General features: G+C 65.5%; 26 protein-coding genes. 15 read left to right on the top strand and 11 right to left on the bottom strand.

What is annotated here, in order from left to right:
- Positions 1-12: 12 nt before the first annotated feature.
- Complete coding sequence (locus tag N511_RS0106705; protein ID WP_027678591.1) at positions 13-894, bottom strand: AraC family transcriptional regulator; 882 nt, start codon at positions 892-894, stop codon at positions 13-15.
- Positions 895-1,136: 242 nt separating this feature from the next.
- On the opposite strand from N511_RS0106705, the gene N511_RS0106695 reads away from it, so the two are divergent.
- The 3 genes from N511_RS0106695 to N511_RS0106685 all read left to right on the top strand — a co-directional run bounded on the left by N511_RS0106695 (position 1,137) and on the right by N511_RS0106685 (position 3,118).
- Positions 1,137-1,649, top strand: a complete 513-nt coding sequence (locus tag N511_RS0106695; RefSeq protein WP_027678590.1) for a hypothetical protein — start codon at positions 1,137-1,139, stop codon at positions 1,647-1,649.
- Positions 1,650-1,902: 253 nt separating this feature from the next.
- The gene (locus N511_RS0106690; protein ID WP_027678589.1) at positions 1,903-2,532 is read left to right on the top strand and encodes a hypothetical protein; all 630 of its coding nucleotides are present in this window, start codon (positions 1,903-1,905) and stop codon (positions 2,530-2,532) included.
- Between the two features lie 7 nt (positions 2,533-2,539).
- A complete protein-coding gene (locus N511_RS0106685) occupies positions 2,540-3,118 on the top strand; it encodes a hypothetical protein (RefSeq protein WP_027678588.1) in 579 nt (192 codons plus the stop codon).
- A gap of 117 nt (positions 3,119-3,235) precedes the next feature.
- On the opposite strand, the gene metK is transcribed toward N511_RS0106685, so the two are convergent.
- Entirely contained in the window at positions 3,236-4,426 is a 1,191-nt protein-coding gene (metK, locus tag N511_RS0106680; RefSeq protein WP_027678587.1) for a methionine adenosyltransferase, read from the bottom strand.
- Positions 4,427-4,665: 239 nt separating this feature from the next.
- Here metK and N511_RS0106675 point away from each other — a divergent pair, with 239 nt between their 5' ends.
- The 4 genes from N511_RS0106675 (at position 4,666) to N511_RS0106660 (ending at position 8,266) form a co-directional block, all read left to right on the top strand.
- Positions 4,666-5,514: a lysophospholipid acyltransferase family protein gene (locus tag N511_RS0106675; RefSeq protein ID WP_027678586.1), complete on the top strand. Its 849-nt coding sequence runs from the start codon at positions 4,666-4,668 to the stop codon at positions 5,512-5,514.
- A 13-nt stretch (positions 5,515-5,527) separates the two neighbouring features.
- Complete coding sequence (locus N511_RS0106670; RefSeq protein WP_027678585.1) at positions 5,528-6,421, top strand: lipid A biosynthesis lauroyl acyltransferase; 894 nt, start codon at positions 5,528-5,530, stop codon at positions 6,419-6,421.
- Positions 6,422-6,510: 89 nt separating this feature from the next.
- Positions 6,511-7,392 carry a diaminopimelate epimerase gene (dapF, locus tag N511_RS0106665; RefSeq protein ID WP_027678584.1) on the top strand — a complete coding sequence of 294 codons (882 nt, stop codon included), beginning with the start codon at positions 6,511-6,513 and terminating at the stop codon, positions 7,390-7,392.
- Positions 7,393-7,438: 46 nt separating this feature from the next.
- Positions 7,439-8,266 carry a polyphosphate kinase 2 family protein gene (locus N511_RS0106660; protein ID WP_027678583.1) on the top strand — a complete coding sequence of 276 codons (828 nt, stop codon included), beginning with the start codon at positions 7,439-7,441 and terminating at the stop codon, positions 8,264-8,266.
- Positions 8,267-8,866: 600 nt separating this feature from the next.
- Here N511_RS0106660 and pyrE read toward each other — a convergent pair.
- Positions 8,867-9,544 carry an orotate phosphoribosyltransferase gene (gene pyrE / locus N511_RS0106655; protein ID WP_027678582.1) on the bottom strand — a complete coding sequence of 226 codons (678 nt, stop codon included), beginning with the start codon at positions 9,542-9,544 and terminating at the stop codon, positions 8,867-8,869.
- A gap of 32 nt (positions 9,545-9,576) precedes the next feature.
- Here pyrE and N511_RS0106650 point away from each other — a divergent pair, with 32 nt between their 5' ends.
- Both N511_RS0106650 and argC read left to right on the top strand, forming a co-directional pair.
- Positions 9,577-10,362 carry an exodeoxyribonuclease III gene (locus N511_RS0106650; protein ID WP_027678581.1) on the top strand — a complete coding sequence of 262 codons (786 nt, stop codon included), beginning with the start codon at positions 9,577-9,579 and terminating at the stop codon, positions 10,360-10,362.
- Between the two features lie 127 nt (positions 10,363-10,489).
- Positions 10,490-11,503 (top strand): N-acetyl-gamma-glutamyl-phosphate reductase, encoded by a 1,014-nt coding sequence (gene argC, locus N511_RS0106645; protein ID WP_012760871.1) that lies wholly within the window; start codon positions 10,490-10,492, stop codon positions 11,501-11,503.
- Between the two features lie 61 nt (positions 11,504-11,564).
- Here argC and N511_RS0106640 read toward each other — a convergent pair whose 3' ends face one another.
- The 4 genes from N511_RS0106640 to N511_RS0106625 all read right to left on the bottom strand — a co-directional run bounded on the left by N511_RS0106640 (position 11,565) and on the right by N511_RS0106625 (position 14,790).
- Complete coding sequence (locus N511_RS0106640; RefSeq protein ID WP_027678580.1) at positions 11,565-12,473, bottom strand: prohibitin family protein; 909 nt, start codon at positions 12,471-12,473, stop codon at positions 11,565-11,567.
- Positions 12,474-12,781: 308 nt separating this feature from the next.
- Positions 12,782-13,537 (bottom strand): YdcF family protein, encoded by a 756-nt coding sequence (locus tag N511_RS0106635; protein ID WP_027678579.1) that lies wholly within the window; start codon positions 13,535-13,537, stop codon positions 12,782-12,784.
- 112 nt (positions 13,538-13,649) lie between these two features.
- Positions 13,650-14,255, bottom strand: a complete 606-nt coding sequence (locus N511_RS0106630; protein ID WP_027678578.1) for a DUF6630 family protein — start codon at positions 14,253-14,255, stop codon at positions 13,650-13,652.
- A gap of 25 nt (positions 14,256-14,280) precedes the next feature.
- The gene (locus N511_RS0106625) at positions 14,281-14,790 is read right to left on the bottom strand and encodes a MarR family winged helix-turn-helix transcriptional regulator (RefSeq protein WP_027678577.1); all 510 of its coding nucleotides are present in this window, start codon (positions 14,788-14,790) and stop codon (positions 14,281-14,283) included.
- Positions 14,791-15,013: 223 nt separating this feature from the next.
- On the opposite strand from N511_RS0106625, the gene N511_RS0106620 reads away from it, so the two are divergent.
- A complete protein-coding gene (locus tag N511_RS0106620) occupies positions 15,014-15,937 on the top strand; it encodes an EamA family transporter (protein ID WP_027678576.1) in 924 nt (307 codons plus the stop codon).
- Between the two features lie 7 nt (positions 15,938-15,944).
- On the opposite strand, the gene N511_RS0106615 is transcribed toward N511_RS0106620, so the two are convergent.
- Positions 15,945-16,889 (bottom strand): M48 family metallopeptidase, encoded by a 945-nt coding sequence (locus N511_RS0106615; RefSeq protein ID WP_027678575.1) that lies wholly within the window; start codon positions 16,887-16,889, stop codon positions 15,945-15,947.
- 97 nt (positions 16,890-16,986) lie between these two features.
- Here N511_RS0106615 and N511_RS0106610 point away from each other — a divergent pair, with 97 nt between their 5' ends.
- Positions 16,987-18,276: a muropeptide transporter gene (locus tag N511_RS0106610; protein ID WP_027678574.1), complete on the top strand. Its 1,290-nt coding sequence runs from the start codon at positions 16,987-16,989 to the stop codon at positions 18,274-18,276.
- Between the two features lie 4 nt (positions 18,277-18,280).
- Here the strand turns inward: N511_RS0106610 and N511_RS0106605 are convergent, their stop codons facing one another.
- Entirely contained in the window at positions 18,281-19,474 is a 1,194-nt protein-coding gene (locus N511_RS0106605; protein ID WP_027678573.1) for a class I SAM-dependent methyltransferase, read from the bottom strand.
- Positions 19,475-19,490: 16 nt separating this feature from the next.
- Between N511_RS0106605 and N511_RS0106600 the strand changes: the two genes are divergently transcribed.
- Positions 19,491-20,309 carry an SDR family oxidoreductase gene (locus tag N511_RS0106600; RefSeq protein ID WP_027678572.1) on the top strand — a complete coding sequence of 273 codons (819 nt, stop codon included), beginning with the start codon at positions 19,491-19,493 and terminating at the stop codon, positions 20,307-20,309.
- 24 nt (positions 20,310-20,333) lie between these two features.
- A complete protein-coding gene (locus tag N511_RS0106595) occupies positions 20,334-20,732 on the top strand; it encodes a dihydroneopterin aldolase (protein WP_024976941.1) in 399 nt (132 codons plus the stop codon).
- A 279-nt stretch (positions 20,733-21,011) separates the two neighbouring features.
- Here N511_RS0106595 and N511_RS0106590 read toward each other — a convergent pair whose 3' ends face one another.
- Positions 21,012-21,941: an arginase gene (locus N511_RS0106590; RefSeq protein ID WP_027678571.1), complete on the bottom strand. Its 930-nt coding sequence runs from the start codon at positions 21,939-21,941 to the stop codon at positions 21,012-21,014.
- A gap of 25 nt (positions 21,942-21,966) precedes the next feature.
- Positions 21,967-23,193 carry an ornithine--oxo-acid transaminase gene (gene rocD, locus N511_RS0106585; protein ID WP_027678570.1) on the bottom strand — a complete coding sequence of 409 codons (1,227 nt, stop codon included), beginning with the start codon at positions 23,191-23,193 and terminating at the stop codon, positions 21,967-21,969.
- Positions 23,194-23,311: 118 nt separating this feature from the next.
- Between rocD and N511_RS0106580 the strand changes: the two genes are divergently transcribed.
- Positions 23,312-24,235 (top strand): LysR family transcriptional regulator, encoded by a 924-nt coding sequence (locus N511_RS0106580; protein ID WP_027678569.1) that lies wholly within the window; start codon positions 23,312-23,314, stop codon positions 24,233-24,235.
- Between the two features lie 86 nt (positions 24,236-24,321).
- Positions 24,322-25,086: a TetR/AcrR family transcriptional regulator gene (locus tag N511_RS0106575; protein WP_027678568.1), complete on the top strand. Its 765-nt coding sequence runs from the start codon at positions 24,322-24,324 to the stop codon at positions 25,084-25,086.
- The last annotated feature ends 4 nt before the right edge of the window (positions 25,087-25,090 follow it).

The following is a 25,090-nucleotide window of genomic DNA, read 5'->3' as shown; positions in this document are numbered from 1 at the left end:
TTGTCTGACCGGTCATCTGAGCGGCAGCAGCACGTCGGTCACGGCTTCGTGCTCGGGCACGTCGGGGTAGAAGCGCACGCGCTGGAACAGCAACGGCGCGTCGCGCAGCTCCTCGCCGCTGGCGGGCAGCCAATCGGCATACAGGTACGCCACGCTCTGGGCGAGCGTGTCGTCGGAGCCCGTGTGGCGCAGCACGGCATAGCGCCCGCCTGCCAGCGTCTTGCCGGTGATGCCCGCCGCATTGGGGGCGATCGGTGCCTGCGTCGCCGCGCAGATGTCCATGCGGAACGCCTCGGGCGGCACGTCGTCGGGGTTGTCGTAGACGACGTTGTACGTGGCCGAAACGCTGGGGTGCAGCCGATGCTCGCGGCGCCAGGCGATGAACGTGCGAAGGGTCTCGCCCAGGCGTGCTGGGTCGCCGCGGTGCTCGATGGCGGCGACGGCGACGGCCTCGCGCTCGACGATCTCAACGGATTGGGTGTGCGGTTGTGCGGGCATGTGTTGGCTCCTGAGGGCGCGCAGCGCCTGTAGATCGGTCGCCCAGGATGCCCACTGCGGCGCGGCCCGGAAGGCTGACGGCGATTGGCCCGCCTGCCTGCGGAACGCCCGAGCAAATGCCTCCGGCCCTTCGTACCCGCACGCCAACGCGATGTCGGTGATGCGCACGTCGTCGCGATAGGCGAGTTGATGGGCGGCACGCTTCAGGCGCAGCAACTGCACATAGCGCCCGACGTTCATGCCGAACAGCAACGAGAACTGACGGTGGAAGTGGTAGCTCGAAAACGCTGCCACGCCGGCCAGCCCGTCCACGTCGAGCGTGTCTTCCAGATGCGCGTCGATGTGGGCGAGCATGGCGCGGAAGCGGGCGAGGTAGCGGTCGGTGGCGGTGGTCAATGCGGTGGCTCCTGGGTGGCGATACGGTATCGCCGGCGGGTTTGACGCGCCTGATCGAAATTGCGCAATCGCCTGCCGTGATCTTTGGCCCGTGCCGCTTGTCATGGGGCGAAGTTGGGCACATGCGGCGCATATCGGCGCTGCCCTGGCGTCCCTAGAGTGGGTCTTGCCGTGAGGGCGGTTCCTTGCGGTGCGCCGGCACACAGCCGGTGGCTCACGCTCATGGATGACGAGGCCACATCATGGCAGAACAGACGCTCTACACATCGCACAACAACTATTCGAGCCTGCAGACACAGGGCGGCGGCACCGACACCGAACGCCGCCTCGGCTGGTGCGCCGCCGCCAGCGCGCTCTGGTGCAAGAACACGCTGGACGCGTCGATCGCGCCCAAGGATTCCGACCCGAGCAAGCTGCGCGCCGGCATCTTGCAGGTTAAGTTCCGCTGGGATCCGAATGGCAATGGGCAGGACGTGCTGACCTTGCTGAGCAACGTGGACCTGCATGGCGTGCAAGTTGCCAACGCGGTGAACTTCGATGCGCTGCTCGATATCGTGACGGGTACGCCGGGCGTGTACTGGCTGTCCAATTACGGCCACGCGACAGCCGTGGACACGCGCCCCGGTCGCGAACTCTTCTACGACATCGAGAACGGCCTGTTCCAGTACGGCAACTCCGCTGAACTGCGCCAGGGCATTCGCGCTCGCTACGGCAACTCGCCGCGCTGGCGGGCTTTTCGCGTGACGGCGGCTTGATTGCTGCTGCGAAGGTCCAAGAAAAAACCGCCCTGAAGGGCGGTTTTCATTTTGCCGATGCGCCGGGTTCGGAGCCCGACTGAAGCGGCCCCACCAGCCGCCGCGATACCCCTCTTCGAAAGGGCGTGATCTTCACTTCGCCTCTGATAGCATCCCCCAGCCCCTCCGGGGCGCCGTCTGCGGGGCGCGCCAGTACGCTGACCGCCTGCGTCGACGTATCCGAAGTCGACCTCACACAAAGAAGAATCAGGGTATGCAAAACAACAACAGCAAGTTTGGGGGCGGGCGCTTCATCCGCCGTATGGTGATGGCCGCTGCTTTGACCGGCGCAGCCATGTTGACAGGTTGCGCGAGCTTCTATGTCGACACCGCGACCAAAGCGGTGCCGGCGTCCGAAATGAAGAAGGTTGCGGATCCGAAGCCGGTGCAACTGGTGTTCGAATTTCAAACCAAAGGCGCGCCCAACCCGCGCGTGACGACGCTTCTGAAAGACACGGCCGCCAAGGAAGTCATCGAAACCGGCCTCTTCTCGAAGGTATCGACAGAGCCGACGCCGAACGTGGGCATGCTCAACGTCACGCTGAACAACGTGCCGATCACGGACGATGCCGCGTCCAAGGGTTTCGTGACGGGTCTGACCTTTGGTCTGGCCGGCAGCGCTGTCACCGATGGCTACATCTGCACGGTGAGCTACCTGCCGCCGGGGCAGGCGACCCCCATCGTGAAGACTGCGCGTCATGCGATCCACACCACGCTGGGCAACGCCAATCCGCCCGCCGGCGCCAAGAAGTCTGCGACAGCGCTGGACGCAGCCCAGCAGGTGACGCGCGAGGTGTTGAGCAACGCGCTGAAGGATCTGTCTTATGACGCCGCGTTCAACTGATTCCGGAATGACGCGTGCACTGTGGGCGGCGTTGCTCGCGGCCGCCTCGCTGCTGGCGGGCTGCGCCGAAATGCCGATGACGCCGCCCAAGCCGACTATCGAGAACGCAGCGAAACTGCGCAGCGGTAGCCCTGCCATCGGCCCGGTCGAGGTGGGCCGCTTCTCACTGGATGCCGCGCAATCGGCGAGTATGGATAAGGGCGTCAGCATTCGCAGCAACACAGTGCGCTCGCCGGTGGAGGGCTCCTTTGCCCAATACCTGCGGGAAACCTTGCGCGTCGAGTTGCAGTCGGCAGGCCTGTTGGATGCGCGTTCCGATGCAGTCATTACCGGCACGCTGCTCGACAGCTCCGTCGAAGCACCCGTGGGGACTGGCAAAGCCTCGCTGGCAGCAAGGTTTGTGGTGACGCGGGCTGGCGCCGTGCGCTACGACCGCGCATTGCGTACCGAGGCTTCGTGGGATTCTCCGTTCATGGGCGTGTCGGCGATTCCACAGGCGGCAGGGCAATATGAAGCGCTCTACCGCAAGCTGGTCGGCGTGTTGCTCGACGATGCCGCGTTCCGTGCCGCTGTTGCGAGGCAGTAGCGCGCACCGCATGTGCAGGGTAGAAAAAAGAAGTCGCCCTTCGGGGCGGCTTTTTTCTTGGCAGGCAGACAAAAAAACCGCCCCGAAGGGCGGTTTCTCTTTGGCGCCAGTGCTGGCTCAGGCAAACGCCTTGGCCGGCTCGCCAGCCAGGCCGGCTGCTTCGCGCAGCAGCAGGGCCTTGTCGGTGGCTTCCCAGCTGAACTCCGGCTCTTCGCGGCCGAAGTGACCGTACGCGGCAGTCTTTTCGTAGACCGGGCGCAGCAGGTCCAGCATCTGCACGATGCCCTTCGGACGCAGGTCGAAATGCTCGTGCACGAGCTTGGCGATCTGGTCGTCCGGGATCACGCCCGTGCCTTCCGTGTACACCGTGATGTTGATCGGGCGAGCCACGCCGATCGCGTAGCTGACCTGCACCTGGCATTGGCGCGCCAGGCCAGCGGCCACCACGTTCTTGGCCACGTAGCGCGCGGCGTACGCGGCCGAGCGGTCGACCTTCGACGGGTCCTTGCCCGAGAACGCGCCGCCGCCGTGCGGGGCTGCGCCGCCGTACGTGTCGACGATGATCTTGCGGCCGGTCAGGCCGCAGTCGCCTTGCGGACCGCCGATGACGAAGCGGCCGGTCGGGTTCACCAGGTACTTGGTGTCGGCCAGCATGTGCGACGGCAGCACCGGCTTGATGATCTCTTCGATCACGGCTTCGCGGATGGCCTCTTGCGACATTTCCGGCGCGTGCTGGGTGGACAGCACCACGGTATCCACGCTGTGCGGCTTGCCGTTCACATAACGCACGGTCACCTGCGATTTGGCGTCCGGGCGCAGCCAGGGCAGGCGGCCGTCGCGGCGCAGTTGCGACTGGCGCTCGACCAGGCGATGCGCGTAGTAGATCGGGAAGGGCATCAGTTCGGGCGTTTCATCGCACGCGTAGCCGAACATCAGGCCCTGGTCACCGGCGCCCTGGTTCAGGTAGTCGTCCGATGCGCGGTCGACACCCTGCGCGATGTCCGGCGATTGCTTGTCGTAAGCGACGAGGACGGCACAGCCCTTGTAGTCGATGCCGTAGTCGGTGTTGTCGTAGCCGATGCGCTTGATGGTTTCACGCGCGACCTGGATGTAATCGACGTTGGCCGACGTGGTGATTTCACCCGCCAGCACCACCAGGCCGGTGTTGCACAGCGTTTCTGCAGCGACGCGCGCATATTTGTCCTGGGCGAGGATGGCGTCCAGGATGGCGTCGGAAATCTGGTCGGCGACCTTGTCGGGATGGCCCTCGGAGACCGACTCCGAGGTGAAGAGGAAGTCGTTTGACACGGCTGTTAGCTCCAGATTGGCTATCACGTTGCCAATCCGTTAAGCCACGGCCGGCGACGCTTTAGCGGTATTTAGCAACCTTGCCGAGGTTTGTGGCCAAGCAAGGATTCGCCCCGCAAGTTGTCAGTTAACTCGGCGAATCGCGCTATTATACGCGGCACTTTTCTTGGCCGCAGCAAGGCCTGCCAAGACCCTGCTCCCCTGTCGACTGCGACCAACACATTGCAGCGTACGCACGCATGACCTTCCTCTACTGGCTGTTTTCACGCCTGCCCCTGTCAGTGCTGCAGGCGCTGGGCGGCTGGCTGGGAGCGTTGGCCGCCCAGGTGCCCGGCCGCTATCACGACCGGCTCATCGCCAACTTCCGCCACGCCTATCCCGACGTCACCCCCGCCATGCTCAAAGAGGCTGGGCGCTCCGCCGGCCGCATGGTGTTTGAGATGCCGTACTTCTGGGTGCGCAAGAACGGGGCGCAGGTTGCGCCGCACCTGTTCGATGTCTGCCGATCCACCATTGAGCGCGCGCTGGCAGACGGGCGCGGCCTGATCTTCCTCACGCCGCATCTGGGCTGCTTCGAGGTGCTGCCGCAGGCTTACGCAAGCGAGCATCCCGTCACATCGCTGTTCAAGCCGCCGCGCAAGGAAAGCCTGCGCGCCTGGATCGAACACATGCGCACGGGGCCGAACATGCACATGGCCCCCGCAGACCCGCGCGGCGTGCGCATGCTGGTGCGCGCACTCAAGCGCGGCGAGGCCATCGGCATCCTGCCCGACCAGACGCCCACCGGCGGTGAAGGCGTATGGGCGCCGTTCTTCGGCAAGCCGGCCTATACGATGACGCTGGTGCACCGCTTGCATCGCCTGACAGGCGCGCCGGTGGTGGCGCTGTTTGCCGAACGGCTGCCGCGCGGTGCGGGCTACCGGCTGCACGTGGAGGAGATCGGCGACCTGCCCGAAGACGCCACGCAGGCCGCCACGCGCATCAACGCCGCCATCGAGCGGTTGATTGCCGTGGCGCCGACGCAATATCTCTGGGGCTATAACCGCTACAAGCATCCCAAGGGCGCGGAAGCTCCGCCCGCTGCCTGACACTGCTGCCTTTATGGAACGTTTCTCTGCCAAACTCGGACTCGGCTTCTTGTGGCTGCTGTCCTTCCTGCCCTACGGTTTCGTCGCGCGTTTTGGCGAAGGCCTTGGCGGTCTGCTGTACCGCATTCCCAACGGCCGCCGCCGCGTGGTCTTGGCCAATTTGCGCGCGTGCTTTCCCGAGAAGTCGGAAGCCGAGCGCGAAGCCATGGCGCACGACGTTTTCCGCAAGGTTTTCCGCAGCTTTGCCGAGCGCTCGTTTGCCTGGTTCGCATCGGAAAAGCGCCTGATGCGCGTGGTGAAGATCGACGACCAGGCCAACCTGCCGGCGCTGCACGGCCAGCCGCACATTCTCGTGACGCTGCATCTGTCGGGCGTGGAGATCGGCGCCCTGGCGCTGACGGACTACCTGCGCACGCACGTCGGCAACGCGGGCTGTTCGCTGTACACGCGCATGGCGAACCCGGTGCTCGATGACGCCATCAAGGCGCTGCGCAGCCGCTTTGGCGCGACCATGGTGTCGCGCAACGAAAACATCCGCCAGATCATGCGCACCATCAAGCGCGGCGAGGCGCTGCAGCTCATCTCGGACATGGATTTCGGCGAGCGCGACTCCGAGTTCGTGCCGTTCTTCGGCGTGCCGGCGCTCACGCTCAACGCCATTCCGCGCATGGCGTCGATGACCGGCGCCAAGGTCGTGCCGATGTACACCGAGATCCTGCCCAACTACGAAGGCTACGCGCTGCGCATCCTGCCCGCGTGGGAGAACTACCCCACCGGCGACCTGACCGCCGACACGCGCCGCATGAACGCCTTCTTTGAAGACGCGATCCGCCCGCGCATCACCGAGTATTACTGGGTGCACAAGCGCTTCAAGCACCGCCCCGAGGGCATGCCGGGCATTTATTGATGCCTGCAGCCGGCCCAGGGCAACCGCGGCCGGCTCGCTTTAGAATGGGCGCTTTCCGAACGCTCATTGCCGCCTCTGTGCGGCCCGCCATGAAACTGCACTTCACCAAGATGCACGGCGCGGGCAACGACTTTGTCGTGCTCGACGGCATCCAGACCCCCATCGACTTCACGCCCGAGCAATGGGCTGCCATTGCCGATCGCCACTTCGGCGTGGGGGCGGACCAGCTCCTGCTGGTCGAGCGTTCAACGCGGCCCGACGTCGATTTCCGCTACCGCATCTTCAACCACGACGGCGGCGAGGTGGAGCACTGCGGCAACGGCGCACGCTGCTTCGTCAAGTTCGTCACCGACCGCGGTTTGACCGACAAGCGCACCGTGCGCGTGGAAGTCATGAACGGCATCGCCACGTTGACGATGCAGGACGATGGCCAGGTCACGGTCGACATGGGCGCACCGGTGTTCGAGGCGGCGCGCCTGCCGTTCCTGCCCGACGGCCTGCCCACCCGCGTTGAAGGCGACGACACGCAGCACGCGCTGCAGATCAACGGCCGCACTGCATGGCTGTCGACCGTGTCGATGGGCAATCCGCATGCCGTGCAGATCGTCGACGATACGGAAGCCTTTCCCGTGCTGGGAGACGGTCCGCTGATCGAATCGCATGCCGTGTTTCCGCGCCGCGTGAATGCGGGCTTCATGCAGATCGTCGATCGCCATTCCGTGCGTCTGCGCGTGTACGAGCGCGGCGCGGGCGAGACGCTCGCGTGCGGCACCGGCGCCTGCGCAGCGGTGGTGGCCGGCATCCGCCGCGGCCTGCTGGATTCGCCCGTCAAGGTGGCCACGCATGGCGGCGACCTGACCATCGCCTGGGCCGGCGTCGGCCAGCCGGTCATGATGACGGGCCCCGCCACCACCGTCTTTGAAGGCACGCTGGACCTGGATGCACTCAAGCTGACTGCCGCACCGCATTGACACCGCGCGGCCGCCTGCCGCAACGTCAGAACAACAAGGAGATACCGTGGGCACGAACGGCAAGAACCTGATTGACGACTACCGTTTCGACGGCAGCAACAAGTTCAAGATCGCGAAGGTGGATGCCACTAGCAAGCCGTTCTCCACCGGCAACAAGGCGGACGACAACGCACGCCTGGCCGAAGTCTCGGCCAAGCTCGACGCCCTGCAGGATGTGCTCTACGCCGAGCACCGACGCAAGGTGCTGGTGATCCTGCAGGGCATGGATACCTCGGGCAAGGACGGCACCGTGCGCGGCGTCTTCCGCGCGATGGACCCGCTGGGGCTGCGCGTGGTCGGCTTCAAGGCGCCGACGCCGCAGGAACTCGCACACGACTACCTCTGGCGCGTGCACGCCCAGACGCCCGCGCGCGGCGAGATCGTCATCTTCAACCGCAGCCACTACGAAGATGTGCTGATCACGCGCGTGCACGGCGACATCGACGCGGCCGAGTGCAAACGCCGTTATGGGCACATCAACGCGTTCGAGCAGATGCTGAGCGACACCGGCACGACCATCGTCAAATGCTTCCTGCATATCTCGAAAGACGAGCAGCGCCAGCGCCTGCAGGAGCGCGTCGACGATCCGCACAAACACTGGAAATTCGACCCAGCCGATATTGCAGAGCGGGAGTTCTGGGAGGGCTATATGGAAGCCTACGAGGCCGCCATCAACGCCACCGCGACGCCCGACGCCCCTTGGTATGTCGTGCCCGCGGATTCCAAGACGCACCGGAACGTGATGGTGGCGGAGATTTTGTTGCGGGTGTTGGAAGGGATGAAGCCGCAGTATCCGGAGGGGAATCCGGCGTTTGAGGCGTTGAGGATTGAGTGACTGGGTTGGCGGTGTCGGATTTTGGCGCTGGTGGTCCGCCCCCCCTTTCGTTCCCTGCCGGGACCGACTCACTTTTCTTTGTCTTGCCAAAGAAAAGTAAGCAAAAGAAAGGCGCGCCCGAGATGGCGACTTCCCCTTGGATTTGTGTGACCGTGCGGGGAAGGAGGCAAACTCGCTGCGCTCAGACAAGCCTCCTTCCTTGATCCGCCCGCTCACAAAAATTCAAGGCGCCATCAAGGGCTCAACGTCAAAAGAGAAAGGCCAACCCATCGTGCGGTTGGCCTTTTCGTTTGGGCTTGCGCCCCGAGGGTGTGGCTTTTGTCCTTTGACTTTCCCTGCCCTAGATGGCGCCTTGAATTTCTGTCGCAGGGAGGAAAAAGAGGGGAGGCTGTCTGAGCGCAGCGAGTTTGCCTCCCCTCCCTCCCTGCGACAGAAATTCAAGGAATGGGTCGCCATCTCGGGCGCGCCTTTCTTTGCTTACTTTCTTTGGCAAGACAAAGAAAGTGAGTCAGCCCCGGCAGGGGATGAAACAAAGGCCAAACCAAAAAACAAAAACCCCGACGAACAACATCCACCGGGGTTTTCCACAACATCAAAAGCTCAAATCGCGCTAACGCCGTACTTATCCCGATAAGCCGCAGCCTTTTCACGATACCCAGCCAGCGCCGGGTCCCCAGCGTTATCCAGATACCCCAGCAAATCGTCCAGATTAGCAATCGACACAACCGGCATCCCGTATTGAGCCTGCACATCCTGCACCGCAGAGCGCTCGCCAATATCCACCGCATTGCCGCTGCGCTCCATCCGATCCATCAGGATCAGCACGGCAGCCGGCGTTGCGCCAGCAGCGCGAATCATCTCCACCGACTCGCGCACCGAAGTGCCGGCAGAGATCACGTCATCGACGATCACCACGCGGCCCTGCAGCTTCGCGCCGACCAGGCTGCCGCCTTCGCCGTGGTCTTTGGCTTCCTTGCGGTTGTACGCGAAGCCCACATTGCGGCCCAGGCCCGCCAGCGCCACGGCGGTGGCCGATGCCAGGGTGATGCCCTTGTAGGCCGGCCCGAACAGCATGTCGAACTCGACACCGGAGTCCAGCAGGGTTTTCGCATAGAATTGCGCGACTTGGCCCAGCAGTGCGCCGTCAGCAAACTTGCCGGCGTTGAAGAAATAGGGCGACGTCCGCCCCGCCTTGGTCACGAATTCCCCGAACGACAGCACGCCGGCTTCCACCGCAAAGCGGATGAAGGATTGGCGCAACTCGCTGTTTTGGCTCATCTTTTTTCTCTGGTCCGCAAAAAAGTCCCGCCATGTTACGCATCATTTCCGCCAACCTCAACGGCGTTCGCTCCGCTGCCAGCAAAGGCTTTTTTGAATGGATGGGCAAGCAGGACGCCGATTTCGTCTGCGTGCAGGAACTGAAATGCGCGCAAGACGACATGACGCCCGAATTCCTGGCGCCGCACGGCTACCACGGCGTGTTCCAGCACGCGGTGAAAAAGGGCTACAGCGGCGCGGGCATCTACACGCGCCACAAGCCCGACGAGGTCATCATCGGCTTCGATAACGGCGAGTTCGATGCCGAAGGCCGCTACGTCGAGGCCCGCTACGGCAAGCTGTCGATCATCTCGGTCTACGTGCCGTCGGGCTCCAGCGGCGAAGAGCGCCAGCAGGCCAAGTTCCGCTTCATGGACCTGTTCATGGACCACCTCAAGGACCTGCGCCACGAAAAGGGCCGCGAGGTCGTGCTGTGCGGCGACGTCAACATCGTCCACAAGGAAATCGACATCAAGAACTGGAAGGGCAACCAGAAGAACTCCGGCTGCCTGCCCGAAGAGCGCGCGTGGCTGACCAAGCTGTTCGACGAGGTCGGCTATGTGGATGTGTTCCGCACGCTCGACCAGCGCCCCGAGCAGTACACCTGGTGGAGCAATCGCGGCCAGGCGTATGCAAAGAACGTCGGGTGGCGTATCGATTACCAGATCGCCACGCCGGGCATTGCCGCCACCGCGCGCCGCACGTCGATCTTCAAGGACATCAAGTTCAGCGACCACGCGCCGCTGACGATCGATTACGACACGAAGCCGCACTGGTAAGCGGCATCAAAGTCACTTCATAGCGCTGCCGCGGAAATGTCTTCGTCAGCCGCTACAATGCAAACCTCACGCGCCGGCACCGCTTGCCGGCGTTGTCTTTGGCCCCCAGTTTTTTTGCGAGATCACCATGGCATTCAAGGTTTTCGTCGACGGTCAGGAAGGCACCACCGGCCTTCGCCTGCTCGATTATCTGTCGCAGCGCGACGATATCGAGCTGCTGCGCATCGCCGAAGACAAGCGCAAGGATTCAGCCGAGCGCGCCAAATTCCTGAATGCCGCCGATGTCGCATTCCTGTGCCTGCCGGACGTCGCCTCGCGCGAGGCCGTCTCGCTGGTCAACAACCCGAACACCTGCATCATCGACGCCAGCACCGCGTTCCGCACGTCGGACGACTGGGTCTACGGCCTGCCCGAACTGGCCCAGGGCCAGCGCGAGCGCCTGCGCAACACCAAGCGCATCGCCGTGCCGGGCTGCCACGCCAGCGCGTTCGTGCTGCTGATGCGTCCGCTGGTGGATGCGGGCATCGTCCCGGCCGACTACCCGGTCACGGCGTTCTCGCTCACCGGCTACAGCGGCGGCGGCAAGGCCATGATCGCCGACTACCTGGCCGCCAATAACCCGAAGCTCGACAGCCCGCGCCCGTACGCGCTGGCCTTGGCGCACAAGCACCTGCCGGAGATGCGCGTGCAGAGCCGCCTGAGCCTCGCGCCGATCTTCACGCCGGTCGTCGGCAACTTCCTCAAAGGCCTGGCCGTGACGATCGGCCTGCACCCGCAGCACCTGGCGCGCAAGGTGAGCCCGACGGACATCGCCCGTGTGCTGGCCGATTACTACCAGGGCGAGCAGTTCATCCGCGTGGCGCCGGCTGACAACGTTGCGACGCTCGACAACGGCTTCTTCGATGTGCAGGGCGCCAACGACACCAACCGCGCCGACCTGTTCGTGTTTGGTTCGGACGAGCGCATGGTCGTCACCGCGCGTCTGGACAACCTGGGCAAGGGCGCGGCCGGTGCGGCGGTGCAATGCATGAACGTGCACCTGGGCGTGGATGAAGCGACGAGCCTGCATGTGGAAGCGCCGATTCCCGCAGCCGGCGCCGAGCACGCCGTGCGCGAAGCAGCGCCGGGCTTCGCAAGCTGATCGCCGCCTGAGCGGAAACGAAAAACGCGCCTTCGGGCGCGTTTTTCTTTGGCGGTGCGGCTTACTTGGTTTGCGCGCCGGCCGGGATGTTGAACAACATGCCGCCGCCGTTGCCGCCCGCCATCACACTCGGCGTCACGCCGTTCCACTTCTCGATGGCGGCACGTTCGAGCTTCAGGCGCTCCCATGCCAGCAGGCGGTCATCCAGCGACGAGGCGAGCGCACGGTTGGCGGCGGCTTCGCCTTCGGCAATCGCCACGCGCTTCTTGGCCTCGGCCTGGGCGGAGCGCACTTCGTTCTCGGTGCGGATGGCGTCCTGGATGGCCTTGGTCTTGGCGCTCACCGCATCGAGCAGCGCACGCGGCGGGCGCAGCGAACCGACGATGCCGAACTGCTTGATCGACACGCCCAGCGGTGCGAGCCGCGCGTCCAGCTCCTTGGTGAGCCGCGCGACGAACTCTTCCTTCTTGCCGCCATTCACGTCGTCGAAGTTGTATTCCGAGCCGATGGCGACGATCACGTTGCGCGCGGTGTCACGCAGGTAGCCGTGCGTGAAGGTCTCGATGCGATCGGCGCGGAAGTTGGTGTAGAACGCCGGCACTTTCTCCCGATCGAGCTGGTACGAGACGGCCACGTCCACGTTGACGGGCACGGCGTCCTTGGTGTTGAACGTCAGCTCTTCGTTGAGCGCGCGGCCTTCATTCACGTCTTGCGTCCAGATCACGCGCTGCACGTAGGTCGGGTATTGGATGATCGCGGTCTGCACAGGGTTGTAGAACACGAACCCGGTGACGACGTTTTCATGCGTGATGCCGCGATCGACCAGCCGGTTGATCTTGATGCCCGTGTAGCCGGGCGGAATGATCTGCCAGTTCAGCAGGAAAGTCCGCCCGATCACCAGCGCCGCGACAGCACCGAAGACGAGCGCGAGCAGTTTGACCGGCAGCTTGCTTGCCGTGACTTGAGGCATGAGGGTTCCCCTTGCTTGTTGGTTTGCTTCTGAGGTGTGGCTGGCGGGGCGGGCGCTGCTTACGCAGCGGCCTGCTTGCTGGCGCAGGAATCGTCAGCGATTCCCGTCAGGGATGGCCGCGCCCGGTGGGCGGGTGGTGGCAAGCAAGCTTGCCAATGGTGATGAGGCGGTGAGCTTCAATACGGCCGAGGTGGCGCATTGCGATGCCCGGATGTTGCGATGCACAAAGTATAGGTCGGCGCCGGATTTTTGCTGCCCTCCGGAAGCACTAGAGCGCCGCTTCGAACGGTGGGGTGCAGCGAAGCGAGTCAGGCGTCGCCGGGATTGATGCGCGCCGGGTTCCAGCCCAGCGCGTTGTACACGTGATACCGCGCAATGCCGATCCACTCGTGCAGCGCGAAATCGGTCAGCGCAAAGTTGTATGCCATCGGCAAGGGCGATGCCGCGGCCTGCAGATCGTCTGCGCGCACCGGAATTGGCGCCATGCCGAAGTGCGTGAAATAGAGCAGGCTGCGCCGCAGATGGATGGCCGACGACACGAGCACCGTGCGGTCCGGCGCGTATTGCGACAGCACCGTGCGCGAGAACTGCGCGTTCTGCCACGTGTTCATGCTCCGGGGTTCTATGAGCACGTCGTCCTTGGCCACACCCAGCCTGACAAGCTCGCGCTGATACACCGTTGCTTCCGGTAAGCCATGGTGGCGTGCATCGCCGCCGCTGACGAGGATCTTGCAATCGCCATCCGACTTGCGGCACGTCTGGTACAGCTGCGTGGTTTCCACCAGCCGCGGATACGAGAACAGCCCCGGCTCGACCTCATCGCCCACACGGAACGTGCCCGCGCCCAGCAGCACGATGGCGTTGCGCGTGCCCCATTGGATCTGCGGCTCGTTCTCGAACGGTTTTTCCAGCGAATCGAGCAGCCACGCCGGCACCGGCCCACAGCCGATCGCGATCACCAGCACACCACTGAACACCGCCAGCCCGCGCGCAGGCCGACGTCGGCCGCGTGCTGCGCACACCGCTGCCACGATCACCAGCACACACAGGATGGTCAGGCTCACACGCTCCTCCAGGTTGGCGCCCCACGCGCACACGTGAGCCGCCATCGTAAAGAGGAATGGCCCGGCGCGCGACCCGTCTTCTTACGGGGTTGTTGCGGTAAACAAGGCGGGGCTAGAGCGACAGCCCTTGCGACGCGCGAAAGTCGTCGGCCTGCGCGACCTTCAGCCCTGCGCGCTCGGCGTGGGCAAGTCCGGTTTGCAGCAGATCCGCCCGGATGGGAAACGCAAAGTAGTCGTCGCCGCCGGTATCGACGTGCAGCAATTCGTAGCCATGCGGACGCAGCCACGCGCCGAAATCGAGCAGCCCCTCTGCAACCGTGCGCTCGGCTTCAGCGCGGGCCCATTCCCAGCGCGCCCCGATGCCCAGCGTGTCGAGCAGCTTCTCCGTCTGCCATTCGATTTCATCCCAGGCTTTCCAATCGACCCAGATGGCGAGCGTCCACGGTGCGCCGTCGCCCAGGTTTCGGCCAATCGACCACGTCAACAGCCCGGCGATATCGTCGCCCGGGAGGTCGCCGGTCCGCACGGACGCGGCCAGCTGGTCCGCCTCGGCCTGCCCACACGGGGCCGCCACCAGGCGCACGAACTCGGCCAGGGCGTCGATCGCGTCCGCGCTGGGAGACAGGTCGTCCCGCAGGATGTCGTCGTCGCGCAGCGGGTCTTCCGATGTCGGTGTCGGCGCGGGTCGGCCGAACAGGTTTTTGAATCGCTTCAGCATGAACGTGTTCTCCTGTCGGTCGAACTCAATCGCCTGCGCCGATCTTCCCTAGCAGCTCTCGCAACATCGCCCGCTCCGCCTGACTCAACGCCGCAAGCATCCGCTCTTCGGTCTGCACATGCGAGGCGACCAGCCCGTCGACCAGCGCGAAGCCTTCGTCGGTCAGCACGATCTGCAGCCCGCGCCGGTCGTCCGGATCGGTCTTGCGGGCGATCAGGCCGCGCTTTTCCAGCCGGTCGAGCCGATTCGTCATGGCGGACGTCGACAGCATCATGTCCTTGGCCAGCGCCGAAGGGGACAGCGCCTGATCGCGGCCGTTGCGGCGCAGCGTCAGCAGCACGTCAAAACCCGCCATGTCGAGATCGGCTCCGGCCACGTTGGCGACCACGCCGCTGCGCAACCGCTCGCCGGCGCGCCAGACATCGCCGCAGACGGCCATCGGGCTCGGGTCGATGTCCGGGCGCTCGCGCCGCCATTGCGCGAGGATGTTGTCCATCGGTCCGCCCTGCGGGGATGCGGAATCACCTTGACCCATAAAAATCCTCGTCCTAGTATTTCGACATCGAATTACTTGATGTCGAGGCTCTGCGAAATCGTATCGGTTTTGCGCTGCGCAGACAATGCGTGCCATCACGCGTGGCGCGGGGGCAAAGCGAGGTACTTACCTGGTAGCGCCTGTCTTGCTGCAGGGAAGCGAAGACCAGACGTCAGTGTCCTCATTTATTTCGATATCAAATAACGTGACATGGAGATTCATCATGCAGTTCGACCGTCTGACGTTGATGCTGGCCACCGCTGCGGCGCCGGTGCTGTGGGGCACGACCTATCTCGTCTTCACACAGACGCTGCCCGTCGGCCATCCCTTGCTGGTCGGGGCGCTGCGTGCGCTCCCGGCAGGGGTCCTGCTCATGCTTCTCGGCCCTGGCCTTCCGCCGCGTAGCAAGTTGCTTCCCTTGCTGTTTCTCGGGCTGGCGAATATCGGCGTGTTCTTCGCGCTCTTGTTCTTGGCGGCGCAGCGTCTGCCAGGCGGCGTGGCAGCGACGATCATGTCGGCCCAACCGCTGGTGGTCGCGCTGCTCGCGTGGCCACTGCTTGCGCGCAAGCCGCGTCCCGCACAACTGGCCGCGGCGCTGGCCGGCTCGTTGGGGGTGGGGCTGCTGATTCTCGGCCCAGCCGCCAAGCTCGATGCAATCGGCGTGCTGGCTGCGCTGGCCGCGGCGTTCTCGATGGCGATCGGCACGGTGCTCATCGAACGCTGGGGCCGCATCGGCACGCCGTTGGCAGTGGCCGCCTGGCAGCTCGCGCTCGGCGGCCTGGTCCTGCTGCCGGTGGCGTTGTTCGTGGAAGGCCTGCCGCCCGCGCTCACGGCGCGTAACGCGGTGGGCTTTGCGTACCTCATCGTCATCGGCACGGCGTTGGGCTACTGGCTGTGGGTGCGCGGTATCGGCGTGCTCGGCGCAGACGTGACGTTCCTGTCGCTGCTCAGCCCGCTGACGGCGACAGTGCTCGGCGCGCTCGTCCTGGGCGAATGGTTCAGCCCGATGCAGACGGGCGGCGCGGTGCTGATCCTGGGCGCGACGGTGGCGGGGATGGCGTTGTCGCGGCGGGCACGGTCAGGCCCCACGGCGAAGGCGAATGCGGCGCAGCGTCCCGGCTCGGGCGGACAGCCACAGACACGTTGATTGCTGTCTACCGCCGCACCATCGGCCGCATCGGCGCTTCGTCGCCATTATCAACAGGCGCCGCGCCCAGATATTGCATGTTCGACCGATATTCCGGCAGTTTCGCCATCGTCATATGGCGGGCATCGGCAAACAGCGTGAGCGTTTCGGGCAAATGGCGCGACAGTACGGCCATGCGCGTGCGCCCCGAGGGGTGCGTCGATAGAAACTGCTTTTGCTCCGTCCCGCCGATCGAACCCATTTTCTGCCACAGGGTGAGCGCGGCGCGCGGGTCGTAGCCGGCGCGGGAGGCGATGTCCATGCCGACCAGGTCGGCCTCGGTTTCCTCCGCACGCGAGAAGGCGAGCAGGTGCATCTTGGCGCCTTCGCCAAGGTCCGTGTCGCCCCGATTGCCGAAGCCGAACAGCTGCGAGATGACGTTGGCGCCCAGGTTGGTGATCTCGCGCTGGCCGGCGCGGGCGCGGGCGTGCTCGCGCAGCGCGTGGGCGATCTCGTGGCCGAGCGCCATGGCGAGTTCGTCGTCCGTCAGCTTGAACTGTTCGAGCAGCCCCGAGAACACGGCGATCTTGCCGCCGGGCATGCAAAAGGCATTTACCTGCGACGAGCCGATCAGGTTGACCTCCCACTGCCAGCGCGCGGCGTCGGGGTTCCAGCGCGGCGCCTGCGGCGTGAGGCGCCTGACGATGCTGCGGATGCGGATGAGGTCGGGCACGTTGTCGGGCGCCAGCGCGCCTTCGTGGGCCGCGTTGTCGACGATGCCTTGGTACTCCGCCAGCGCGCGCTTGTCGATTTCTTGCGCCGGAATGACGAGGCGGATGTTGGGCGATGTGGTGGTCGGCGCTTCCAGCTTCACGCCGTCGGCGGGCACGGGCAGCGGGCCGTCCATGGCGGCGGCCCACGCAGATAGCGCGAGGCCGATGGCGATCAGCAGGGAGCGTGTGGCGCGGGGCATATGGGTGAGGGGCCGAATCCGTGCGACATAATATCGGCCAACGCACCGTGCCACGCTACGTGGCAACCCGCATTCGCACTCGCCTCCGGCCCGCCGCATGACCTTCCACGATTACCTCGATATTTTCCGCAACCGCCGCATCGGCGCGATGCTGCTGCTGGGCTTTGCCTCCGGCCTGCCGCTGGCGCTCACCTCCGGCACGCTGCAGGCGTGGATGACGGTGGAAGGGCTGGATATCCGCACCATCGGGCTGTTCTCGCTGGTGGGGCAGGCGTACATCTTCAAATTCCTCTGGGCGCCGCTGATGGACCGCTTCACGCCGCCCCTCATGGGACGCCGGCGCGGCTGGCTGGTCCTGACGCAGGCGGGGCTGGTGGCGTCGATTGCCGCCATGGCGTTCACGCCGCCGCACGCCGCGCTCTGGGCACTGGCCGGGCTGGCGGTGCTGGTGGCGTTTTTGTCGGCGTCGCAGGACATCGTCTTCGATGCCTACAGCACCGATGTGCTGCATTCGAGCGAGCGCGGCGTCGGCGCAGCCGTGAAGGTGCTCGGCTACCGGCTCGCGATGCTGGTGTCGGGCGGCCTGGCGCTGTATCTGGCCGATCGCGTGATGGGCTGGAGCAACATGTATCTGCTGATGGCCGGCCTGATGGCGCTGGGTATCTTCACGACGCTGTGGTCGCCCGAGCCGGAGGTGTCGGCGCGCCCGCCGCGCAGCCTGCAGGAAGCGGTGGTCGGCCCGCTGCGGGACTTTTTCTCGCGCCGTGGCGCCTGGGCGCTGCTGGCGTTGATCGTGCTCTACAAACTGGGCGATGCGTTTGCGGGCAGCCTGTCGACCACGTTCCTGATTCGCGGTGTCGGCTTTTCTGCCGGTGAGGTCGGCATCGTCAACAAGACGCTCGGCTTGGCCGCCACCATCGTGGGCGCACTGTATGGCGGCACGCTGATGGTCCGGCTGGGGCTGGTGAGGGCGCTGCTGCTTTTTGGCGTGCTGCAGGCGGTGTCGAACCTGGGCTATTGGGTGCTGGCCGTGACGCCGCAGCATCTGTGGACGATGGCGGTGGCCATCGGCATCGAGAACATCTGCGGGGGCATGGGCACGGCGGCCTTTGTGGCGTTGCTGATGGCGCTGTGCAACCGGTCGTTCTCGGCGACGCAGTATGCGTTGCTGTCGGCGCTGGCTTCCATCGGCCGCGTGTACGTCGGGCCCACCTCGGGCTACCTCGTTGAAGCCTACGGCTGGCCCGCGTTCTATCTGATGACCGTGGTGTTTGCCTTCCCGGGCCTGGCGCTGCTGTGGTGGATGCGCGGCACGATCGGCCGCTACGAAGCCGAGCAGAACGAACGCGCCTTGGAAGCCAAAGCAGCCAAGGCCGCGTCAGCCTGATCGACTAACCCAAGCGGTTCGAGCGGTCTGCATCGGCAAAGCCGGCCAGCGGCAGCGCCGCATCGATGCCCTTGCCCAGCGCGATGGCCTTGAACAGCTCGCCCATTTCCGCTTCCGACAGTAGCTTCTGCACGGCATTGGCGGCCGGCAGAAACTGCATCGGATCGGACGGATCGAGCGTCATCAGCAGCTGCCCCACGCCGGCGCTCAACAGAAACCGCGCCTGGCTTGTGTAGCCGAGCAGTTCCAGCCCGGCTTCCTGCCCCGCCTGGGCAATCCCCGAAAAATCGACGTGCGCGGTGATGTCCTGCAGGCCGGGCAGCCAGAACGGATCGTCGTGCGCGTGCTGGCGGTAGTGGCACATAAGCGTGCCGTTGGCGCGCTGCGCGTGGTAGTACTCCGCAGCGGGGAAACCGTAGTCGATCAGCAGCAGCAAGCCGCGCTCAAGTGCCGCGCCGGCGCTGCGGATGAAGCCCTCGGCGGCTTCGTGTGATTCGGTGACGAGATCGTCCGTGCCCGGCAGTGCGGCCAGCTTGGCGGGCACCTCCGACGGGTCAGCAAGCCGGTCTTCCCATTGCAGGCCGTTGTCGGCATCGAGCATCACGCCGCGCTGGTGCCACACGCCGCCGCGGCGCGCCCAGAGCGACACGGGCATCGCATCGAGCACTTCGTTGCCGACCATCACGCCAGTGAACGGCGCGGGCAACGTGTCGTGCCACCGCGCGAGCGCGCCCAGCTCGGGGCCGAGCGCAGTCAGGCGTTCCTGCTGGCGCTGGCGCAGCTCGCCGGAGAGTTCGACGATGCCGTAGCTGTCGGGCCGTGCGCCCAGCGCATCCAGTTCGGTGAGGATGTCGGCGGCCAGCTTGCCGGTGCCGGCGCCAAATTCCAGCACGTGGCGCTGGCCTTCGGGCAGAGCCTGCAGCACCTGCGCGATCTGGTGCGCCACGGTGCGCCCGAAGAACGGCGTCAGTTCGGGCGCGGTGATGAAGTCGCCGCCGTCTTCCACGCGGCGGCCAAACTTGGCCGCGCCGCCGCTGTAGTAGCCCAGACCGGGCGCGTAGAGCGCCAGTTCCATGTAGCGGTCGAACGGAAGCCAGCCGCCGGCGCTCGCAATGGCGTCGGCGATCACGGCGAACAGGTGCGCGGACTGCGCCTGCGCCGCCTCGTTGGGAAGCGGTAAACTCACGGTTTTGCTCATCGCCGGATTGTAAACAATGGCGCAGACGCCCAACCAGTCCACTGCGGAATCGGCCGCAGAATCCGCTACACAGCGGCGCATCGCCCTCGTTACCGGCGCAGGCCGCCGCGTGGGGCGAGTCATTGCCCTGGCGCTGGCCCGCCACGGGTGGGATGTTGCCGTGCATTGCCACCGCTCGCGCGCCGAGGCCGATGCCGTGGCCGCCGAGATCACCGCCATGGGCCGCCGCGCCGCCGTGCTGCAGGCCGACCTGTCGGACGAAGCCGCCGCTGGCCGCCTGATTGCCGATTGCAGCGCTGCACTGGGTACGCCCACCTGCCTGGTCAACAACGCGTCTTTGTTCCAGTACGACGTGGCGACGAGCTTCAGCTATGCGTCGCTCGATACGCACATGCGCACCAACGTGGCGGCGCCGCTGCTGCTGTCGCGCGAGCTGCACCGTGCGTTGACGGCCGATGGTGCCGAGCGCCGCGGCGTCGTCGTCAACCTGCTCGACCAGAAGCTCGACAATCTGAACCCGGATTTCCTCTCTTACACATTGTCGAAGGCGGCGCTGTCGACAGCCACGATGCAGCTTGCGCAGGCCCTGGCGCCCGCGCTGCGCGTGGTGGGCGTGGCGCCGGGCATCACGATGGTGTCGGGCGACCAGTCGCAGGGCGGGTTTGCACGCGCGCACCAGATGACGCCGCTGGGCCAGTCGTCCACGCCGGAAGACATCGCCGAGGCGGTGTGTTACCTCGCCACCGCCCGCGCCGTGACCGGCACCACGCTGTTCGTCGACGGAGGCCAGCACCTGATGCCGCTGGCCCGCGACGTGATGTTCCTGACTGAATAAACAACTCCTCCCCCGGACGCTCCCATGCTTTCCCTGCTATCCCACCCGCGCCTGTCGCACTGCCGCCGCATGTTTCTGCGCAACTACGAAGTGCAGATCAACATCGGCGTGCATGAATTCGAGAAGAAGGGCGAGCAGCGCGTCCTGATCAACATCGAGCTGTACGTGCCGCTGGAGCATTCGTCGCCCACGGAAGACAAGCTGCATGAAGTGGTGGATTACGACTTCATGCGTGACACTGTGGCGCGGCGTATGGCGCAAGGTCATATTCACTTGCAGGAAACGCTGTGCGATGACGTGCTGACGGCGATGCTCAAGCATCCGCATGTGCTGGCTGCGCGGGTGTCGACGGAGAAGCCGGATGTGTATCCGGATTGCGAATCCGTGGGTGTTGAGGTGTTTCGGATTAAAGAGTCGGGCTGAGGGCTTTTTTTGATGCTCGTGGAGCGTCCCTTGTTTCACCCCCTGCCGGGGGCGACTCACTTTCTTTGTCTTGCCAAAGAAAGTAAGCAAAGAAAGGCGCGCCCGAGATGGCGACCCCCTCCTTGAATTTATGTCGCAGGCAGGGAAGGGAGGCAAACTCGCTGCGCTCAGACAGGCCTCCCTTCTTTTTCCTCCCTGCAACAGAAATTCAAGGCGCCATCTAGGGCATCAACGGCCAGACCGTTGGTGTGCGGGCGTTGGTGCCTGCGGTTTGGCGGCTTAAGCCGCCGTCGCGTATTCGCGGCGCTGGGCGTGCAACGCGCCTGCGACGCTGGCCAGCAGGTCCAGGGCCAGATGCGCTGTGATCCCGCCCTTGTCGTGGCGCGGGTTGTATTCCACCAGTTCGAATGCGGCGAAACGTGCGTCGCGCGCGCAAGCGGCGAGTGCCTGTGCCATGCCGTGTGCGGTGAGTCCATCTGTTTCGGGCGTGCCCACGCCGGGTGCGACGGCGGGGTCGAAGGCATCCAGATCCAGTGTCACGCCAAAGGCCGCGGTGCCCGATTTGACCTGGCGGATGGCGTCGGCCATGACGGCGCGCAGGCCGTTGCGTGCCACTTCGGCGGCGTCGACGACGCGCACGCCAAGCAGATCCAGCAACGCGCGTTCGGCGGGCTCGTAGCTGCGCGCGCCGATCACCACGACGTGTTCCGGCAACAGCTTCGGCGCGGCATCGCGGATTTGCGTGAGGGCCGCCGCGCCGTGGCCGAGCAGTGCCGCCAGCGGCATGCCGTGGATGGCGCCGGAATCGCTCGTCTGCGGCGTGTGGCTGTCGAGATGGGCGTCGATCCAGATCAGGCCGAGCGGACCCTTCGGCCGCAAGGCGTTCGCCACGCCTGACCACGTGCCGATGGCGCACGAGTGATCGCCGCCGATGATCACGGGCACATGCCCCTGGTGCACGCTGTGCGCGGTTGCATCGCCAAGCGCGCGCGAGAAGCCGGCCACGCCCGGGAGCGCGGCCAGGCGCGCCGAGCGGCTGTGCCCGGCCGACGTCGCCAGTTCGATGTCGTGCACGAGCGCAGCGTGCGTGTCCGGCGTCTGCAACCGCGCCAGCGCGCCGGCTTCCAGCAGCGCACGCGGGCCGTCCTTGCAGCCGTCGTCTTGCGCGCCGCAGCCGATGGCCGCGCCGATCAGATCGATGATGGTCATGTCACTCCCCTTGCAAGTTCTTCCGTCACGCCACCTTGCGGCGCGGCCACCCTGCCAGCGTCTGGCGGATGGCCTCCAGCGCCAGTGCCAGTTCGGCCTCGCCAATCACCAGCGGCGGTGTCAGGCGGACCACGTTGCCGTTGGTGTCCTTGGTCAGCACGCCGCGCTCGGCCAGCGCGAAGGCGAAGTCGTGTGCGTCGATGTCGGCGTCGAGCTGCAGGCCGATCAACAAGCCGCGTCCGCGCACCTGCCGCACGCCATGGCCGACCAGCGTTTTCAGTTCATTGATGAACGCTGCGCCCACGCGCGCGGCACGCTGTGGCAGTTGTTCTTCCATCAGCAAGGCAAGTGCCGCCCGTCCGATGTGCGCCGCGAGCGGGTTGCCGCCAAACGTGGAGCCGTGGTCCCCCGGCCGAAACACGCCGATGACCGCCTCGCGTCCTGCGATGGCTGACACGGGCACCATGCCGCCGCCGAGCGCCTTGCCCAGCACCACTAGGTCGGCGTCAACGCCTTCATGCCAGCTCGCGAGCACATCGCCGGTGCGGCCGAGGCCTGTTTGCACCTCGTCGCAGATCAGCAGCACGTTGTGCCGGGTGGCGAGTTCGCGTGCGAGTTTCAAGTAGCCAGGAGGCGGTTCGACGATGCCGCCTTCGCCTTGCACAGGTTCCATGAGGATGGCGCCGGTGTTGGGCCCGATGGCGGCACGCAGCGCATCGGCGTCGCCAAACGGAATGCGTCGGAAGCCCGCCGCGAACGGGCCGAATCCGTAGCGATATTGATCGTGCGAGGAGAACCCGACGATGGTCGTCGTGCGGCCGTGGAAATTGTTCTCGAAGACGATGATCTCGGCCGCCTCGGGCGCCAGGCCCTTCACGTCGCGTGCCCATTTGCGGGCCGCCTTGATGGCGGTTTCGACGGCCTCGGCGCCGGTGTTCATGGGTAGCGCGCGGTCCATGCGCGTGATGCGGCAGACGTCGGCCAGGAAGGGGCCCAGCTCGACGTTGTGGAATGCGCGCGACGTGAGCGTCAGGCGGCCCGCTTGCTCTATCAGCGCTGCAACGAGTTTCGGATGCGAATGACCGAAGCTGACCGCCGAGTACGCCGACATCATGTCGAGGTAGCGCCGGCCATCCGTATCGAAGAGCCACACGCCTTCGCCGCGTTCCAGCATGACGGGCAAGGGCGCGTAGTTGCGTGCGCCGTAACGGTCTTCCAATGCATAGCTCGGATGTTGCATTGCGGTCGTCATGATGGCCTCCTGCCTGGATCGGTCGTTCACTTGCGGCGGATTGTGCGATCTGACAGACTTGAAATCAAATCGAATGTTTTTCGTTTTTCGATCCAAAAATTTGATGAATTGAGGCGCCATGTCGCACTCGCCGCTGCGTTATCTGCATAGCTTCCTGACCGTCGCCAACGAGGGCAGCTTCGTGCGTGCCGCAGACCGCCTGGCCGTGTCGCAACCGGCGCTGTCGTACCAGATGCGGCAACTGGAGCAGTGGCTCGGCGTGCCCTTGTTCGAGCGTTCGGGGCGCAAGCTCGTGCTCACGCGCGCCGGCACGTCGGTGCGTGCGTGGTGCCGCGATGCGTTTGCCGGGCTGGATGAACTGCGCGCCGCCTTGCACAGCGGCGAGATGGAGCGCGTGTCGCTCAAGCTGGCGAGCGGCTCCAGCTTCGGGCGCTATGTGCTGATGCCGGCGCTCCTGACGCCGTCGCCCGAATCCGACGCGCCGCTGTTGGACGATGTACGCCTGGAACTCGCCTTCGGCAGCGACGAAGAGGTCTTCAGCCACGTCGAATCCGGCCGCGCCGATCTTGGGTTCGTCTACACGCCGCGCACGTCGCGCCTGTTTGAGCACCACGCCGTCTATACCGAAGAGTTCGTGTTGGCCTGCAGTGCCCGCGCACTGCGTGAGCACGCTGCACCCCGCACGCTGGCTGATTGCGCGGCGCTGCCCTTCGTCACCTACGACGAATCCGATGCGGTCTACGGGCTGTGGTTCAAGGCGCTGTTCCGGCGCATGCCCGAGACGACCGTCAGCGCACATCACGTGTCCGACCTGGAAGAGGTGAGCACCTTGGTGGAGGCTGGCATGGGCTGGTCGGTGCTGCCGCTGCATGCCATTCAGGAGGCAGTGGAGCGTGGGCGCCTGCACGTTGTGCGCCCAATCGCAACGCGACGCTGCCTCAACACCGTGTTTGCCGTGCGCCGCACATCGAGCTTCCCAAGCGAAGCGCAAGACCGCTTGCTGGTGCGGCTTGCGCAACTGGATGCAGCGGCGCGCGGTTAGCCGCGCGGCCGTCCCGTTCCTGGCTGATCTGCGAGACGCCAATTGCCGCCTTGAAATTAATTAATTCGACAATTAATATTCGCGGCATGGCAGCCCGCAAACCTTCCCCTCGCGGCCCCGGCCGCCCCCGCCGCCAGGATGGCGCAACGCACGACGACCTCCGCGACCGCCTGCTCGACATTGCCGTCACGTTATTTGCGCGCGACGGCGTCGGCCCGACCACGCTTGCTGCCATCGCCCGCGAAGCCGGGGTGACGGCGCCGATGGTGCATTACCACTTCAAGACGCGCGATCAATTGCTCGACGCTGTGGTGGAAGGGCGCATCCGTCCGTTGATCGATCAGGTGACGGGTCCGGCACTGGCGATCATCGCCGACGACGCCCATCTGCCCGACCTTGCGCAGACGGTGGCCGGCGTGGCGCAGCGCATGGTCGCAGTGGCGACGGCCACGCCATGGTTTCCGACGCTGTGGATTCGCGAGATCGCCAGCGAGGGCGGGCAGTTGCGCGAGCGTGTGTTTGCACGCATCGCGCTGGAGCGTGCCACGTTGCTGGTCGACCGCATTGCGCGCGCGCAGGCCGCCGGCGCGGTGAACGCGTCTTTGCAGCCGCCGCTGGTGATGGTGTCGTTGATCGGCCTGGCGATGCTGCCGCTGGCGACGCGCGCGCTGTGGGGCCGCCTGCCGCTGGCGGATCGGGTCAGCGACGAGGACATCGGTCGGCATGTGGCGGCGCTGCTGCTGCATGGCATCGGGCCCGTCGCCACGGCGGAGCAAGCCGACGGGAAATCAGCCAAGCGGAAATCGAAATCGAAGCCCAAGTCCAAGCCAAAGAGCAAGGGGCGCGAGTAGGGCG

Origin of the sequence: Ralstonia sp. UNC404CL21Col (genome assembly GCF_000620465.1) — a bacterium.
Classification (GTDB): domain Bacteria; phylum Pseudomonadota; class Gammaproteobacteria; order Burkholderiales; family Burkholderiaceae; genus Ralstonia; species Ralstonia flatus.
The sequence above is the reverse complement of the archived record's forward strand: the minus strand, read 5'-3'. Positions and strand labels throughout refer to the sequence as shown.

Excerpts from the sequence above, each read along its gene's own strand:
- N511_RS0106695 (WP_027678590.1), top strand. The coding sequence starts at position 1,137 with ATGGCAGAACAGACGCTCTACACATCGCACAACAACTATTCGAGCCTG.
- N511_RS0106690 (WP_027678589.1), top strand. The coding sequence starts at position 1,903 with ATGCAAAACAACAACAGCAAGTTTGGGGGCGGGCGCTTCATCCGCCGT.
- N511_RS0106685 (WP_027678588.1), top strand. The coding sequence starts at position 2,540 with ATGACGCGTGCACTGTGGGCGGCGTTGCTCGCGGCCGCCTCGCTGCTG.
- N511_RS0106675 (WP_027678586.1), top strand. The coding sequence starts at position 4,666 with ATGACCTTCCTCTACTGGCTGTTTTCACGCCTGCCCCTGTCAGTGCTG.
- N511_RS0106670 (WP_027678585.1), top strand. The coding sequence starts at position 5,528 with ATGGAACGTTTCTCTGCCAAACTCGGACTCGGCTTCTTGTGGCTGCTG.
- dapF (WP_027678584.1), top strand. The coding sequence starts at position 6,511 with ATGAAACTGCACTTCACCAAGATGCACGGCGCGGGCAACGACTTTGTC.
- pyrE (WP_027678582.1), bottom strand. The coding sequence starts at position 9,544 with ATGAGCCAAAACAGCGAGTTGCGCCAATCCTTCATCCGCTTTGCGGTG.
- N511_RS0106650 (WP_027678581.1), top strand. The coding sequence starts at position 9,577 with ATGTTACGCATCATTTCCGCCAACCTCAACGGCGTTCGCTCCGCTGCC.
- argC (WP_012760871.1), top strand. The coding sequence starts at position 10,490 with ATGGCATTCAAGGTTTTCGTCGACGGTCAGGAAGGCACCACCGGCCTT.
- N511_RS0106640 (WP_027678580.1), bottom strand. The coding sequence starts at position 12,473 with ATGCCTCAAGTCACGGCAAGCAAGCTGCCGGTCAAACTGCTCGCGCTC.
- N511_RS0106630 (WP_027678578.1), bottom strand. The coding sequence starts at position 14,255 with ATGCTGAAGCGATTCAAAAACCTGTTCGGCCGACCCGCGCCGACACCG.
- N511_RS0106625 (WP_027678577.1), bottom strand. The coding sequence starts at position 14,790 with ATGGGTCAAGGTGATTCCGCATCCCCGCAGGGCGGACCGATGGACAAC.
- N511_RS0106620 (WP_027678576.1), top strand. The coding sequence starts at position 15,014 with ATGCAGTTCGACCGTCTGACGTTGATGCTGGCCACCGCTGCGGCGCCG.
- N511_RS0106615 (WP_027678575.1), bottom strand. The coding sequence starts at position 16,889 with ATGCCCCGCGCCACACGCTCCCTGCTGATCGCCATCGGCCTCGCGCTA.
- N511_RS0106610 (WP_027678574.1), top strand. The coding sequence starts at position 16,987 with ATGACCTTCCACGATTACCTCGATATTTTCCGCAACCGCCGCATCGGC.
- N511_RS0106605 (WP_027678573.1), bottom strand. The coding sequence starts at position 19,474 with ATGAGCAAAACCGTGAGTTTACCGCTTCCCAACGAGGCGGCGCAGGCG.
- N511_RS0106600 (WP_027678572.1), top strand. The coding sequence starts at position 19,491 with ATGGCGCAGACGCCCAACCAGTCCACTGCGGAATCGGCCGCAGAATCC.
- N511_RS0106595 (WP_024976941.1), top strand. The coding sequence starts at position 20,334 with ATGCTTTCCCTGCTATCCCACCCGCGCCTGTCGCACTGCCGCCGCATG.
- N511_RS0106590 (WP_027678571.1), bottom strand. The coding sequence starts at position 21,941 with ATGACCATCATCGATCTGATCGGCGCGGCCATCGGCTGCGGCGCGCAA.
- rocD (WP_027678570.1), bottom strand. The coding sequence starts at position 23,193 with ATGACGACCGCAATGCAACATCCGAGCTATGCATTGGAAGACCGTTAC.
- N511_RS0106580 (WP_027678569.1), top strand. The coding sequence starts at position 23,312 with ATGTCGCACTCGCCGCTGCGTTATCTGCATAGCTTCCTGACCGTCGCC.
- N511_RS0106575 (WP_027678568.1), top strand. The coding sequence starts at position 24,322 with ATGGCAGCCCGCAAACCTTCCCCTCGCGGCCCCGGCCGCCCCCGCCGC.